Origin of the sequence: Variovorax soli NBRC 106424 (assembly GCF_001591385.1) — a bacterium.
GTDB lineage: Bacteria > Pseudomonadota > Gammaproteobacteria > Burkholderiales > Burkholderiaceae_C > Variovorax > Variovorax soli.
The window spans coordinates 55,063-70,067 of the sequence record NZ_BCUU01000010.1 but is presented as its reverse complement, the minus strand read 5'-3'; the positions used below and the strand labels follow the sequence as shown (position 1 = coordinate 70,067).

Annotated in this window: 7 protein-coding genes and 1 pseudogene; 6 read left to right on the top strand and 2 right to left on the bottom strand. The window is 68.0% G+C overall.

What is annotated here, in order from left to right; genetic code table 11:
- The first annotated feature begins 8 nt into the window (after positions 1 to 8).
- The 3 genes from VSO01S_RS05340 (at position 9) to oxlT (ending at position 5,130) form a co-directional block, all read left to right on the top strand.
- Positions 9 to 1,898: a bifunctional sugar phosphate isomerase/epimerase/4-hydroxyphenylpyruvate dioxygenase family protein gene (locus VSO01S_RS05340; RefSeq protein WP_068640779.1), complete on the top strand. Its 1,890-nt coding sequence runs from the start codon at positions 9 to 11 to the stop codon at positions 1,896 to 1,898.
- A gap of 67 nt (positions 1,899 to 1,965) precedes the next feature.
- Positions 1,966 to 3,378, top strand: a complete 1,413-nt coding sequence (locus VSO01S_RS05335) for an MFS transporter (RefSeq protein WP_068640761.1) — start codon at positions 1,966 to 1,968, stop codon at positions 3,376 to 3,378.
- A 426-nt stretch (positions 3,379 to 3,804) separates the two neighbouring features.
- The gene (gene oxlT / locus VSO01S_RS05330) at positions 3,805 to 5,130 is read left to right on the top strand and encodes an oxalate/formate MFS antiporter (RefSeq protein WP_153305137.1); all 1,326 of its coding nucleotides are present in this window, start codon (positions 3,805 to 3,807) and stop codon (positions 5,128 to 5,130) included.
- Positions 5,131 to 5,188: 58 nt separating this feature from the next.
- Here the strand turns inward: oxlT and VSO01S_RS05325 are convergent, their stop codons facing one another.
- Together VSO01S_RS05325 and map are read right to left on the bottom strand one after the other, a co-directional pair.
- Positions 5,189 to 7,786 carry a [protein-PII] uridylyltransferase gene (locus tag VSO01S_RS05325; protein ID WP_068640759.1) on the bottom strand — a complete coding sequence of 866 codons (2,598 nt, stop codon included), beginning with the start codon at positions 7,784 to 7,786 and terminating at the stop codon, positions 5,189 to 5,191.
- Positions 7,787 to 7,819: 33 nt separating this feature from the next.
- Positions 7,820 to 8,647, bottom strand: coding sequence for a type I methionyl aminopeptidase (gene map / locus VSO01S_RS05320; RefSeq protein ID WP_068640758.1), 828 nt, complete (start codon positions 8,645 to 8,647; stop codon positions 7,820 to 7,822).
- A gap of 180 nt (positions 8,648 to 8,827) precedes the next feature.
- On the opposite strand from map, the gene purL reads away from it, so the two are divergent.
- From purL to VSO01S_RS05305, 3 genes and pseudogenes are all read left to right on the top strand, one after another.
- Positions 8,828 to 12,874 carry a phosphoribosylformylglycinamidine synthase gene (gene purL / locus VSO01S_RS05315; protein WP_068640778.1) on the top strand — a complete coding sequence of 1,349 codons (4,047 nt, stop codon included), beginning with the start codon at positions 8,828 to 8,830 and terminating at the stop codon, positions 12,872 to 12,874.
- Between the two features lie 77 nt (positions 12,875 to 12,951).
- Positions 12,952 to 13,821 (top strand): 4,5-DOPA-extradiol-dioxygenase, encoded by an 870-nt coding sequence (gene ygiD, locus VSO01S_RS05310; RefSeq protein WP_084241699.1) that lies wholly within the window; start codon positions 12,952 to 12,954, stop codon positions 13,819 to 13,821.
- A 43-nt stretch (positions 13,822 to 13,864) separates the two neighbouring features.
- Positions 13,865 to 15,005: pseudogene (locus tag VSO01S_RS05305) on the top strand (S1C family serine protease).

Below are 15,005 nucleotides of genomic sequence, written 5' to 3'. Positions count from 1 at the left end.
TTGCCGCCATGCGCCGATCCATTGCCACCGTCTCCCTCAGCGGCACCCTCCGCCAGAAGCTCGAAGCCATTGCGGCCGCCGGCTTCGAGGGCTATGAGCTGTTCGAACCCGACTTCATCCAGTTCCGCGGCTCGGCCACCGACCTGCGGCAGATCGGCGCCGACCTCGGCCTGACGCTGGAGCTGTACCAGCCGCTGCGCGACTTCGAGGGCATGCCCCAGGCGCAGTTCGAGCGCAGCCTGGAGCGCGCCGAGCGCAAGTTCGACCTGATGGAGCAGCTCGGCGCGCAACTGCTGCTGGTGTGCTCCAACACCTCGCCGCTGGTCGTGGACGATCCTTCGCTGGCGGCGGCGCAGCTGCACGAACTGGCCGAGCGGGCCGCCCGCCGCGGCCTGCGCATCGGCTTCGAGGCGCTGGCCTGGGGCCGCGCCACCTCGCGCTGGGGCCAGGCCTGGGACATCGTGCAGCGCGCGGACCATCCGGCGCTGGGCCTGATCCTGGACAGCTTCCACACCCTCTCGCTGCGCGACGACATCGCCGGCATCGCCAAGCTGCCGGGCGACCGGATCTTCTTCGTGCAGATGGCCGACGCGCCGCTGTTGTCGATGGACGTGCTGCAGTGGGCCCGCCACCACCGCTGCTTTCCCGGGCAAGGCGAGCTGCCGGTGTTTGACTTCTTCGAGCAGGTGCTGAAGGCCGGCTACCGGGGCACGTTGTCGCTGGAGATCTTCAACGACATCTTCCGCGAGACGCCCAACCGCCGCACCGCCGTGGATGCCATGCGCTCGCTCCTGTTTCTCGAAAGCGAGATGCGCCACCGCCTGCCTTCGCCCCCGGCGGAGCTGGCGCTGTTCGAGCCGCCGCCCGCGCCCGTGCTGGACGGCATCCAGTTCATCGAGTTCGCCGCCGACGAGAAGGCGGCCGGTCACCTGGACGCGCTGTTCCAGCAGATGGGCTTTGCCCACGCCGGGCGACACCGCTCGAAGGCCGTGCGCCTGTATCGCCAGGGCGGCATCCATTTCATCGTGAACGCGCAGCCGGGCTCCTACGCCAGCGAGCGCTTCGAGCAGGCCGGCGACTGCACCGTGTGCGCCCTGGGCATCGGCAGCCCCGACCCGGTGCAGGCCGTGGGCCGCGCCACGCAGTTGCTCTCGCGCTGGCACGACAGCCCGGTGGGCCCGGGCGAGATGCGCGTGCCGGCCACGGTGATGCCCGGCGGCAACCTGGTGCATTTCGTCGACATGCGCCTGGGCACCGAAGCCCTGTTCAAGACCGATTTCGTGGCCGAACCCGGCGTGGACGCACAGCCCGAAAACACGGCGGCCGGCCTGCTGCGCGTGGACCACGTGGCCCTGGGCCTGGCGCCCGACCAGCTGCACACATGGATGCTGTTCGCACGCGCCGTCTTGGGCCTGGAAGCCGGCGAGAGCCTGGAGCTGGCGGACCCGTTCGGCCTGGTGCAAAGCCGCGGCCTGGCCAATGCCGACCGCAGCGTGCGCCTGGTGCTCAACGCCTCCACCAGCCAGAGCACGCAGATCGCGCGCGGCGTGTCGCAGCGCGGCGGCGGCACGGTGCACCACATCGCCCTGGCCACGCAGGACATCTTCCAGGCCGTGGCGGCGCTGCGGGCGCGCGGCGTGCCTTTCGTGCCGATCTCGGACAACTACTACGACGACCTTCCGACCCGCCTGGACCTGGCGCCGGAACTGCTGGCGCGCCTTCGCGCGCACGGCGTGCTGCTGGACCGCGCGAGCGGCGGCGACTACCTGCATGCCTACACGCCGCCCCTGGCCGGCGGCTTCTTTTTCGAGCTGGTGCAGCGCGACGCCGCCTATGACGGCTACGGCGCCGCGAACGCACCGGCGCGCCTGGCTTCCCAGGCGCAGCAGGCAAGCTGACGCTCTTCGCCTGCGCTTTCCGATCCCCGCTGCCACACACCCACACAATTTCTCAGGAGACTGACCGATGGCCCATGTGCAATCGGCGCCGCAGGCGCACACCCAGCAACAGTCGAAGAAGGCCGCCGCCAGCGGCTGGATCGGTTCGGCGCTGGAGCACTACGACTTCTTCATCTACGCCACCGCGGCGTCGCTGATCTTTCCGCAGATCTTCTTCCCTTCCGGCAACCCGAAGATCGCCATCATCGCCTCGCTGGCCACCTACGGCGTGGGCTACGTGGCGCGGCCCATCGGCGCCTTCGTGCTGGGCCACCTGGGCGACACGCACGGGCGCAAGAACGTGCTGCTGATCTGCATGTTCCTGATGGGCTTTTCGACCATGGCCGTGGGCCTGCTGCCCACCTATGCGCAAGTGGGCCTGTGGGCGCCGGCGCTGCTGGTGCTCATGCGCCTCATCCAGGGCTTTGCGGTGGCCGGCGAGATTTCGGGCGCGAGCTCGATGATCCTGGAGCATGCGCCCTTCGGGCGGCGCGGCTTCTTCGCCAGCTTCGCGCTGCAGGGCGTGCAGGCGGGGCAGATCCTGGCAGCCGCGGTGTTCCTGCCGCTGGCGCACTACATGCCCGAAGAGCAGTTCAACACCTGGGGCTGGCGCATTCCCTTCCTGCTGTCGTTCCTGGTGATCGTGGCCGGCTACATCATCCGCCGCAAAGTCGACGAGACGCCTGCCTTCACCCAGGAAACGACGCAGGGCCAGGTGCCCAGGTCGCCCGTCATCCTGGCCTTCCAGGACAGCTGGCGCGACATGATCCGCGTGGTGTGCATGGCGCTGATGAACGTGATTCCGGTGGTGGCCACCGTGTTCGGCGCGGCCTATGCGGTGCAGGCGGCCTACGGCATCGGCTTCAGGAAGGACATCTACCTGTGGATTCCGGTGCTGGGCAACATCCTGGCGGTGATCGTGATTCCCTTCGTGGGCAGCCTGTCGGACCGCATCGGCCGCAAGCCGCCGATCATCGTCGGCGCGCTGGCCTCGGGCCTCTTGTCCTTCGGCTACCTGTATGCCATCAGCATCCACAACGTGCCGATGGCCATCGTGCTGTCGCTCTTGATGTGGGGCGTGGTCTACCAGGGCTACAACGCCGTGTTCCCGAGCTTCTATCCGGAGCTGTTCCGCACCCGCAGCCGCGTGTCGGCCATGGCCATCTCGCAGAACCTGGGCACCGCCGCCACCGCGATGCTGCCCGCCCTGTTTGCGGCCGTTGCGCCTCCGGGCTCGGCCAACATCTGGTTCACCGTGGGTGCGATCACCTTGTCGATCACGGTGCTGGCCGCGCTGGCCTGCGCCAGTGCCCGCGAAACCTACCGCCTGCGCCTGGAAGACCTGGGCGACCCGAAGGCCCAGCCGATGCCGCCGGCCGAATACGAGCGAGTGCGGCTGCAGACGCAGGGCCAGCCGGGCGTGGCCGGCTCGGCGGTCTGAGTCGCCTCGCCCAGCGCTGATCGAGCGCCCCAAAAATGAAGAGCCCGGGTCATCCCGGGCTCTTTTTTTTGTCTCGGTTTTTCAATTGCGCGCATTTGAACCAGCGGCGCAAACCTTTCAAAAAGCTTTCAGCAACCTGTCAACAACCTTTCAATGAGCTTTCATTGACTTGCGAGTGAATGAATTGGATTGAATGAGCGGCGCGGCTCGACCAGTGACCAAAGTCATCTTTACTTTTCAGGCAGTTAAGGGCTTCCCTGATTCTTGATCGCAGTCAATTTTTGGCCGGCGGCCGCATTCTCACAATGCCATCGCGCAAATGAATGCGCGGCCCGGTTGTCCATTGGATGGCAGGGCCTGAAAAGACGAGTTCACTTCCCAAATCTGGAGACCAACACAATGACTAAAGACAACACGTTGGCGACGATGGCGACACGACCCGCTTCGTACCGATGGATGCAATTGCTGATGGGCATCGTCTGCATGGCGATGATTGCGAACCTGCAATACGGATGGACGCTATTCGTCAATCCGATTCAGGAAAAACACGGGTGGTCGCGCGCCGCAATACAGGTGGCATTCACGATTTTCGTGCTGGCGGAAACCTGGCTCGTCCCGATCGAAGGCTACCTGGTGGATCGCTTCGGTCCGCGCCCGGTGGTGCTGGTGGGCGGCATCCTGTGCGGCATCGGCTGGGTGTTCAATTCCTTTGCCGATTCGCTGGCCATGCTGTACGTGGCTGCCGCGGTGAGCGGCATCGGCGCCGGCGCCGTCTACGGCACCTGCGTGGGCAATGCCCTCAAGTGGTTCCCGGACCGCCGCGGCCTGGCCGCGGGCCTGACCGCCGCGGGCTTCGGTGCGGGCTCGGCCCTCACCATCCTGCCGATCTCGGCCATGATCAAGTCCAGCGGCTACGAGTCGGCCTTCCTGTACTTCGGCATCGGCCAGGGCCTGGTGGTCGCCATCCTGGCGCTGCTGCTGACCAACCCGCGCAACGTGGTGAGCACGGCGCTCAAGGCCAAGGCCGGCCGTGGCTCCGAGAACCTCGCTGTGCCGCAGTCGCGCCGCGACTTCAAGCCTTCGGAAGTGGTGCGCTCGCCCGTGTTCTGGGTGATGTACTTCATGTTCGTGGTCGTGGCCGCCGGCGGCCTGATGGCCACCGCGCAGCTCGGCCCGATTGCCAAGGACTTCCAGATCGGCGACACGCCGGTGAGCATCATGGGCCTGGCGCTGCCGGCACTGACCTTTGCCCTGGCCATCGACCGCGTGCTCAACGGCCTGACGCGTCCCTTCTTCGGCTGGGTGTCCGACCGCATCGGCCGCGAGCCGACCATGTTCTTCGCCTTCGGCATGGAAGCCTTCGGCATCCTGGCGCTCTACCACTATGGCCACAACCCGGTGCTCTTCGTGGTGCTGACGGGCCTGGTGTTCTTTGCCTGGGGCGAGATCTACAGCCTGTTTCCCTCGACCTGCGCCGACACCTTCGGCTCGGGCTATGCCACCGCCAACGCCGGCATGCTCTACACCGCCAAGGGCACGGCCTCGCTGCTGGTGCCGGTCTCCAGCGTGCTGGTGAGCATGACGGGCAGCTGGCATGCCGTGTTCATCGTGGCCAGCTCGCTCAACGCGCTGGCGGCGCTGATGGCCTGGTTCATCCTGCGGCCCATGCGGCGCGCGCACATCGAGGCGGCGAACAACGCGGTGCGTACCGGCGCCGTGCCTGAATCCGACGGGCCCGTGCTGGCGCACTGATCCGCCACAGGCAAGTGCAAGTGAAGCGGCCCGCCAGTCGGCGGGCCGGTTTTCTTTTCTACTCGAGGGCTTCGACCAGTTCGGTCTCGATGTCCATCTGCGAGCGCTGGCCCTGCAGCTCGGGCCCGCTGATGAGGAAGGTGTCTTCCACCCGCTCGCCCAGGGTCGTGACCTTGGCCAGCTGCAGGTTCAGGTGGTGCCGGGCGAGCACGCGCGCCACCGAGTAGAGCAGTCCCAGGCGGTCGCTGGCCGAGATGTTGAGCACCCAGCGCTGCGCCTTCTCGTCGGGCGTGAGCGTGACCCGTGGCTTGATCGGAAAGCTCTTCACCCGGCGCGACACCCGGCCGCGGCTGGGCGCGGGCAGCTCGCCCGGCTTGGTCAGCGCGTGCGCCAGGTCGGTCTCGACCATGCTGATCAGCTCGCGGTAGTGGTCGGGCAGGAAGGTGGTGACCACCTGGAAGGTGTCGAGCGCGTAGCCGTTGCTGGCCGTGTGCACCTTGGCATCCAGGATGCTGAAGGAGGCATGGTCGAAGTAGCCGCAGATGCGCGCGAACAGGTCGGGCTGGTCGGGCGTGTAGACCAGCACCTGCAGCCCTTCGCCCACCGGCGACAGGCGCGCGCGCACGATGGCCGGCGCATGCGGGTCGACCGGCGTGCTGGCCAGCGGCACGTGGCGCGAGAGCTGGCGCGCATGCCAGGCGATCTCGGCGGCGTCGTGGCGCATGAAGTAGCCCACGTCCAGCGTGTCCCACAGCGCCTTGTGCGCCTCGAAGGGCAGGGCGTGCGGCGCCAGCTGGGCCAGCGCGTCGCGCTTGCGGGCCTCCACCTCGGCGCCGGGGTCGGGCAGCCGGCCGCCCAGGGCGCGCGCGGTGGCGCGGTAGAGGTCTTCGAGCAGCTTGCCCTTCCAGGCATTCCACACGCGCGGCGAGGTGCCGCGGATGTCGGCCACGGTGAGCAGGTACAGGCCGGTGAGGTAGCGCTCGTTGCCCACCAGCCTGGCAAAGTCGCCGATCACGGCCGGGTCGCTCAGGTCCTGCTTCTGGGCGATGTGGCTCATCGTGAGGTGCGAGGCGACGAGGAACTCGATGAGCCGGGTGTCTTCGCGGTCGATGCCGTGCTGGCGGCAAAAGCGCTGCACGTCGCGCGCGCCCAGCACCGAATGGTCGCCGCCGCGGCCCTTGGCGATGTCGTGGAAGAGGGCGGCCACGTACAGCACCCAGGGCTTGTCCCAGCCGCCCGCCAGCTGCGAGCAGAAGGGGTACTCGTGCGCATGCTCCACGATGAAGAAGCGCCGCATGTTGCGCAGCACCATCAGGATGTGCTGGTCCACCGTGTACACGTGGAACAGGTCGTGCTGCATCTGCCCCACGATGCTGCGGAACACCCGCAGGTAGCGCCCCAGCACCGAGGTCTGGTTCATCAGGCGAAAGGCGTGCGTGATGCCGCGCGGCTCCTTGAGGATGCGCATGAACATCTCGTGGTTGGCCGGGTCGTTGCGGAACTTGCTGTCCATCACGTGCCGCGCGTTGTAGAGCGCGCGCAGCGTGCGGGCCGACAGGCCCTTGACGCCCACCGTCTTCTCGAAGAGCCAGAAGGTCTCGAGGATGGCGTGCGGCTCGCGCAGGTACAGGTCGTCGCTGGCCACCTCGATGGTGCCGCCTTTTTCGAAGAAGCGCTCGTTGATGCGGTTGGGCACGTCGGCCTGCGGCTGCAGCCGCTCGCCGATGTTGAGCAGCAGGATCTCGCTCAGCTGCGTGACGGCCTTGGCCGCCCAGTAGTAGCGGCGCATGAGCGCCTCGCTGGCCTTGCGCTGGGATTCGCCTTCGTAGCCGAAGCTGGCCGCCACGGCGGTCTGCAGGTCGAACACCAGGCGGTCTTCGCGGCGGTTGGCAATGACGTGCAGCCGGGCGCGGATGAGCGAGAGCAGGGCCTCGTTGCGCTTGATCTGCTGCACCTCGAAGGCGGTGGCCAGGCCGCTCTTCGCGAGGTCGTCCCACTTGTTGCCGAAGCCCGCCGCCTTGGCCACCCACAGGATGATCTGCAGATCGCGCAGCCCGCCGGGCGATTCCTTGCAGTTGGGCTCCAGCGCGTAGGGCGTGTTCTCGAACTTCTGGTGCCGGTGGCGCATCTCCTGCGTCTTGGCGGCGAAGAACTCGCGCGGATCGATGGAGGCCTGGAAGCGCGCGCGGAAGGCGTTGAACAGCTTCTTGTCGCCGGCCACCAGGCGCGATTCGAGCAGGGACGTCTGCACGGTGACGTCTTTCTCCGCTTCGGCCAGGCACTCCTCCAGATTGCGGACGCTGGAGCCGATCTCCAGCCCCGCATCCCAGCACTGGCCGATGAAGGCTTCGAGCCGGGCCGATTCGACGGCGCTGCAGGACTGGCCCGTCTGCCCGTCCGGCAGCAGCAGCAACACGTCGACGTCGGAATAGGGGAACAGCTCGCCGCGGCCGTAGCCGCCCACCGCCACAAGGGCCAGCTGGTTGCCGAAGCCGGCCTCGGCCCACAGCGCGCGCAGCGCCTCGTCGGCCAGCTTCGAGAGCTGCTTGAGCACGCCATGCACGCCCCGCGCCGGTGCATGCGCATTGCGCAGGGCGTCGAAGACGGAGGATTTTTGCGCGCGATAGGCGTCGCGCAGCATGGAGAGATCGACCATGTCTGCTGTTTCCGGGCCGGCGCGCGTGGCGCCTCAGGCGGTGGCGGGAACGGGGGTGTTCGTCACGAAGGCGGGCGGCGGCGGGCTGCCGGCCGACAGGGTCAGCACCTCGTAGCCCGTTTCGGTGACCAGCACCGTGTGTTCCCACTGCGCCGACAGCGAATGGTCGCGCGTGACGATGGTCCAGCCGTCGTTGCCGAACTCCTTGATGTCGCGCTTGCCCGCGTTGATCATGGGCTCGATGGTGAAGGTCATGCCCGGCTTGAGCTCTTCCAGCGTGCCGGGCTTGCCGTAGTGCAGCACCTGCGGCTCTTCATGAAAGCCACGGCCGATGCCGTGGCCGCAGAACTCGCGCACCACCGAGAAGCCGTTGCTCTCGGCAAAGCGCTGGATGGCAAAGCCGATGTCGCCCAGCCGTGCGCCCGGCTTGACCTTCATGATGCCGTGCCACATGGCGTCGTAGGTGAAGGCCACCAGCCGCTTGGCCGCGATGGAGCCCTCGCCCACGATGAACATGCGGCTGGTGTCGCCGTGCCAGCCGTCCTTGATGACGGTGATGTCGAGGTTGACGATGTCGCCCTTCTTCAGCGCCTTGTCGTTCGGGATGCCGTGGCAGACCACGTGGTTGACCGAGGTGCAGATCGACTTGGGGTAGGGCACCGAGCCACCGCCCATGTAGTTCAGCGGTGCCGGAATGGCGCCCTGAACCTGGGTGATGTAGTCGTGCGCGAGCTTGTCGAGTTCGTTGGTGGTGACGCCGGGCTTCACATGGGGGGTGAGGTAGTCCAGGACCTCGGAAGCAAGGCGGCAGGCCACGCGCATGCCGGCCACGCCTTCGGCGTCTTTGTAGGTGATGCTCATGCCGCAATTATCCCATTCGCCCAGCTAAAATTCAGGGTTTCCACGGGATGGCCCCAGTCAGCGGCCGCCCAACGAGAGAAGCCCTCGCCCTTCAATCCAGGCCGCCAGGCCCTTCCAACGACAGTGACGCTGCCCGTGACCACCAACCGGCCCCACACCGCCCCCCATGCTGCCTATTGCGTGACGCGCTTCACCGGCGCCAGCGCCCTGAGCGACTTCCGCGCCCGCCAGCTGCTGCCCCGGCTGCAGGCCGTCGAACCCCGCATCACCTCGCTGAGCGCCCGCTTCGTGCACCTGGTGGCCACCGATGCGGCGCTTTCCGACGCGCAGCAGGCCCAGTTCGCCGCGCTGCTGAACTACGGCGAACCTTTCACCGAGCCGGGTGCCGGCCACGCCGCCATCGTGGTGGCGCCGCGCCTGGGCACGGTGTCGCCCTGGGCCTCCAAGGCCACCGACATCGCCCACAACTGCGGCCTGGCCGTTCGCCGCATCGAGCGGGTCACCGAATTCCACATCGGCCTGAAGGCCCCGCTGATCGGCAAGGCGCCGGCGCTGTCCGACGAGCAGCGCGCCGCCGTGGCCGCGCTGCTGCACGACCGCATGACCGAATCGGTGCTGGCCTCGCTCGACCAGGCGCAGGCGCTGTTCGCCGAGCTGCCCGCCACCCCCATGGCCCATGTGGACGTGGCCGGCGGTGGCCCCGGACAGGGGAGGAAGGCGCTGGTGGAAGCCAACAAGACCTTCGGCCTGGCCCTGGCCGAGGACGAGATCGACTACCTGGTGGACGCCTTCACCAGGCTGGGCCGCAACCCCACCGACGTCGAGCTGATGATGTTCGCGCAGGCCAACAGCGAGCACTGCCGCCACAAGATCTTCAACGCCGACTTCACCATCGACGGGCAAAAGCAGCCGCAGAGCCTGTTCTCGATGATCCGCCACACCGAGAAGACGAACCCGCAGCACACGGTGGTGGCCTATGCCGACAACGCCTCCATCATGGAAGGCCATGCGGTGGAGCGCTTTGCGGCGCGCATGGAGGCCGGCGCCCCGGCGCCCGAATACGCCAAGAGCCAGGCGCAGCACCATGTGCTGATGAAGGTGGAAACGCACAACCACCCGACGGCGATTTCGCCCTTCCCGGGTGCTTCCACCGGCGCCGGCGGCGAGATCCGCGACGAAGGCGCCACCGGCCGCGGCTCGCGCCCCAAGGCGGGCCTCACCGGCTTCACTGTTTCCAAGCTGTGGCCGGAAGAAGGCAGCTACGGCAAGCCCGAGCACATCGCCAGCCCGCTGCAGATCATGACCGAGGGCCCGCTGGGCGGCGCGGCCTTCAACAACGAATTCGGCCGGCCCAACCTGCTGGGCTATTTTCGCGAGTACGAGCAGGCGGTGGCCAGCGACGTCGACACCGTGCAGCGCGGCTACCACAAGCCGATCATGATCGCGGGCGGCCTGGGGCAGATCGATGCCAGCCAGACCCAAAAGATCCAGTTTCCGGCCGGCGCGCTGCTCATCCAGCTGGGCGGCCCGGGCATGCGCATTGGCATGGGCGGCAGCGCCGCCAGCTCGATGGCCACCGGCGCCAATGCGGCCGAGCTCGACTTCGACTCGGTCCAGCGCGGCAACCCCGAGATCGAGCGCCGTGCGCAGGAGGTCATCAACCACTGCTGGCTGCAGGGCGAGAAGAACCCGATCCTGGCGATCCACGACGTGGGCGCGGGCGGTTTGTCCAACGCCTTCCCCGAGCTGACCAACGACGCGGGCCGCGGCGCGCGCTTCGACCTGTCGGCCGTGCCGCTGGAAGAGTCGGGCATGGCGCCCAAGGAAATCTGGTGCAACGAGAGCCAGGAGCGCTACGTGCTGGCCATCGCGCCGGAGTCGCTGCCGATGTTCCAGGCCTTCTGCGAGCGCGAGCGCTGCCCCTTCTCGGTGGTGGGCGTGGCGACCGAAGAGCGTGAGCTGGTGGTCGGCGACGGTGTCTTGCCCCTTCCCCAACCCTCCCCCAGCGGGGGAGGGAGCGAAGACGAAGCGGTCCACATGCCCATGGACGTGCTGCTGGGCAAGCCGCCCAAGATGCACCGCGACGTGAAGTCGGTGCCGCGCAGCTTCAAGCCGCTGGAGCTCACCGGGGTGGACCTCACCAAGTCGGCCATCGCGGTGCTGTCGCACCCCACGGTGGCTTCCAAGCGATTCCTCATCACCATCGGCGACCGCACGGTGGGGGGCCTGAGCCATCGCGACCAGATGGTGGGCCCCTGGCAGGTGCCGGTGGCCGATTGCGCCGTCACGCTGGCCGACTATGCCGGCTTTGCCGGCGAGGCGATGAGCATGGGCGAGCGCACCCCGCTGGCCGCCTACGACGCGCCCGCTTCGGGCCGCATGGCGGTGGCCGAGGCCATCACCAACCTGCTGTCGGCGCCCATCGAGCTGCCGCGCGTCAAGCTCTCGGCCAACTGGATGGCCGCCTGCGGCGAACCGGGCGAAGACGCTGCGCTGTATGAAACCGTCAAGGCCGTGGGCCTGGAACTGTGCCCGGCGCTGGGCATCTCCATTCCGGTGGGCAAGGATTCGCTGTCCATGCGCACGCAGTGGCGTGACGGCGAGCAGGATAAGCGCGTCACCTCGCCGGTGAGCCTGATCGTGAGCGCCTTCGCCTCGGTCGACGATGTGCGCGGCACGCTCACGCCGCAGCTCGACGCGCAAGAGGCCGACACCACCCTGGTGCTGATCGACCTGGGCCGCGGCAAGATGCGCATGGCTGGCAGCATCCTGGCGCAGACGCTGGGGCAGGGCGGCGACGCGGTGCCCGACCTGGACGATCCGCAGGACCTGGTGCGCCTGGTGGATGCCGTGACCGAACTGCGCGCCGGCAAGCGCATCCTGGCCATGCACGACCGATCCGACGGCGGCCTGTTCGCCGCGGCCTGCGAGATGGCCTTTGCCGGGCATGTTGGCCTGGCGCTGAACGTGGACATGCTGGTCACCGAAGGCGACGGCATCAGCGACAGCCGCGCCGAGTACGGCGATGCCAAGAACTGGGCCACCCAGGTCAGCGCCCGCCGCGAGGAGCTGACGCTCAAGGCGCTGTTCAACGAGGAACTGGGCCTGCTGCTGCAGGTGCGCACCGACCAGCGCAACGAGGTCATGCAGACCCTGCGCGCGCACGGCCTGTCGGCCTGCAGCCATTTCGTGGGCAAGACCCGCCCCGAGAGCTCCATCATCGACGCCGGCAAGGGCCGCCTGGAGATCTGGCGCGACGCCAAGTCGGTGTTCAGCGCCAGCCTGCACGACCTGCACCAGGTGTGGGATTCGGTCAGCTGGAAGATCAACATCGACCGCGACAACCCGGCCTGTGCCGACCAGGAGCATGCCGCCGCCGGCGATCCGTCCGACCCGGGCATGCACGTCTTCCTGCCCGAGTCCCTCAAGGCGGCGCTGGCCGCCCCGGCCGTTATCGGCGGCAGCCGGCCCAAGGTGGCGATCCTGCGCGAGCAGGGGGTGAACTCGCATGTGGAAATGGCCTACGCCTTCACCGAGGCCGGCTTCGACGCCTTCGACGTGCACATGACCGACCTGCAGGCCGGCCGCGCCGACCTCGCCCAGTTCAAGGGCGTGGTGGCCTGCGGCGGCTTCAGCTACGGCGACACGCTGGGCGCGGGCATCGGCTGGGCGCGCAGCATCACCTTCAACCCGCGCCTGGCGGACCAGTTCAAGGCCTTCTTCGGCCGCACCGACACCTTCGGCCTGGGCGTGTGCAACGGCTGCCAGATGTTCGCCGAGCTGGCCGACATCATTCCCGGCGCGCAGGACTGGCCGCGCTTCACCACCAACCAGAGCGAGCGCTTCGAGGCCCGCCTGTCGATGGTGGAAGTGCTCGATTCGCCCAGCATCTTCTTCACCGGCATGGCCGGCGCGCGCCTGCCCATCGCGGTGGCGCACGGCGAGGGCTATGCCAACTTCAAGCACCGCGGCGACGCCAGCAAGGCCATCGCGGCCATGCGCTATGTCGACAACCTGGGCCAGGCCACCGAGCGCTATCCCTTCAACCCGAACGGCAGCGCCGGCGGCCTGACCTCGGTGACCACCGCCGACGGCCGCTTCACCGCGTTGATGCCGCACCCCGAGCGCGTGTTCCGCAACATCCAGATGAGCTGGACCTCGGGCGACAGGAGCGCGTTGAGCCCCTGGATGCAGATCTGGCGCAACGCCCGCAAATGGACGGCCTGATGCCCCTGCACGGGCAGGGAAGGCGCCGGCGTGACATCCTCGCGGCCGGCGCCTTGATGGCCACTGGAGTTCTCACGATGTCGACCACCACCGAAGCCGCGTCGCCCGACGCCTTCGCCTTCAAGCACCTGAAGCGCTCGCCCCGCCTGCCGGTGCTTTTCCTGGGCCATGGCAGCCCGATGAATGCCATCGAGGACAACGCCTACCGCCGCAGCTGGCAGGCGCTGGGCACGGAGTTCGGCCGCAAGTGGGCGCAGCCGCAGCTCATTCTGTGCATCTCGGCGCACTGGCTCACGCGCGGCGGCTGGTGGCTCACGGCCATGGACAAGCCCAAGACGATTCACGACTTCGGCGGCTTTCCGCAGGAGCTGTTCGACCAGCAGTACCCGGCGCCGGGCGCCCCCCGTGCCGTTGAAGAAATCGGCCAGGCGGTGCGCCAGCCGGGCAGCGGCGCGGCGCTGGGCCTGGACAAGGCCGAATGGGGCCTGGACCACGGTACGTGGTCGGTCCTCAAGCCCATGTTCCCCAAGGCCGATATCCCTGTCGTGCAACTGAGCATGGACTACAGCCGCTCGCCGGCCGAGCACTACATGCTGGGCCAGCAGCTGCGCGAGTTGCGCGAGCGCGGCGTGCTCATCGTGGGCAGCGGCAACATCGTGCACAACCTGCGCGCCATCCGATTCGACGCCAAGCCGGGCCAGGCCTACGACTGGGCGATCGAATTCGACAAGGTGGTGGGCGAGCAGATCGCCAAGGGCGAGCTGGCGGCGCTGCCCTCGTTCCAGAAGCTCGGCCAGGTGGCGGTGCAGGCGCATCCCACCTACGACCACTACCTGCCGCTCTTGTATGCGGCCGGCGCGGTGGACCCGGCGCGCGATGCGCCGAAGTTCTTCAACGCCGACTTTCAGGCCGCGTCGATCTCGATGCGCTCGGTCATCTGGAGCTGAGTTTTCTGCCAGGCCCGCAGCACCCGGGCATCTTTCGTCGTTCATGAAAGTCCATTCGATCCCCTGGCATCGCCTGTGGATGCTGTTCGCCCAGGCCGTGGCCATCGGTGCCGGCCTTCTCGTCGCCTGGCGCGCCTTCGGCCCTGCCGCGCCGCAATCGCCGCAGTCTGCGCCTGCTGCCCGCCGCGAGGTCGTCACCGTTCATGAGACGAGCGGCAGCAGCGCGTCGCTGGCCAGCGCGCTGCTGGGGCGGCGCGACGCGGGCTATCGCGCGGCGGCGCGCAAGGCGGCAGCCTCGGTGGTCACCGTCTACTCGCGCAGCGCACCCAAGCGGCGCGGCCGGCGCGCGCAGGATTCGCTGAGCCTGGGCTCCGGCGTGATCGTCGCGGCCAAGGGCTACATCCTGACCAACGACCATGTGGTTGACGGCGCGAACGAATTCGCCGTCACGCTGCCCAGCGGCAAGGTGGTTGATGCCAAGCTGCTCGGCCGCGACCCGGAGACCGACCTGGCGGTGCTGAAGGTGGAGGCGACGGATCTGCAGCCGATCACGTTCGCGGATGCGGATTCGGTGCAGGTGGGCGACATCGTGCTGGCCGTGGGCGACCCGTTCGAGGTGGGGCAGACCGTTACGCACGGCATCGTCAGCGCCACCGGCCGCAACCGGCTGGGCATCAACACCTTCGAGAATTTCATCCAGACCGATGCGCCCATCAACCCCGGCAACTCGGGCGGCGCTTTGGTGGACATCGACGGCAACCTGGTCGGCATCAACTCCGCCATCTACTCGGAAAGCGGCGGCTTCCAGGGCATCGGCTTCGCGATTCCGGTGAGCCTGGCGCGCAAGGTGATGGACCAGATCATTACGCATGGCCGCGTCGACCGGGGCTGGCTCGGCGTGAGCGCGAGCGATGTCGGCATCGGCGATGCCTGGTGCATCCGGCGGCGCCGTGATCAAGAAGATCGAGCGCGGCAGCCCGGGCGAGAAGGCCGGCCTGCGCGTGGGCGATACCGTCGTCGCGCTCAACGGCAAGCGCATTGCCGATGCCACCGCGCTCATCAACGAGACGGCGATGCTGGCGCCGGGCAGCCAGGCCGAATACAAGGTGATCCGCCAGGGCGAGACCATGGCCCTGGAGGCTGAACTGGGCCGGCGGCTGGCGCCCACGAACAAGCGCCGGTGA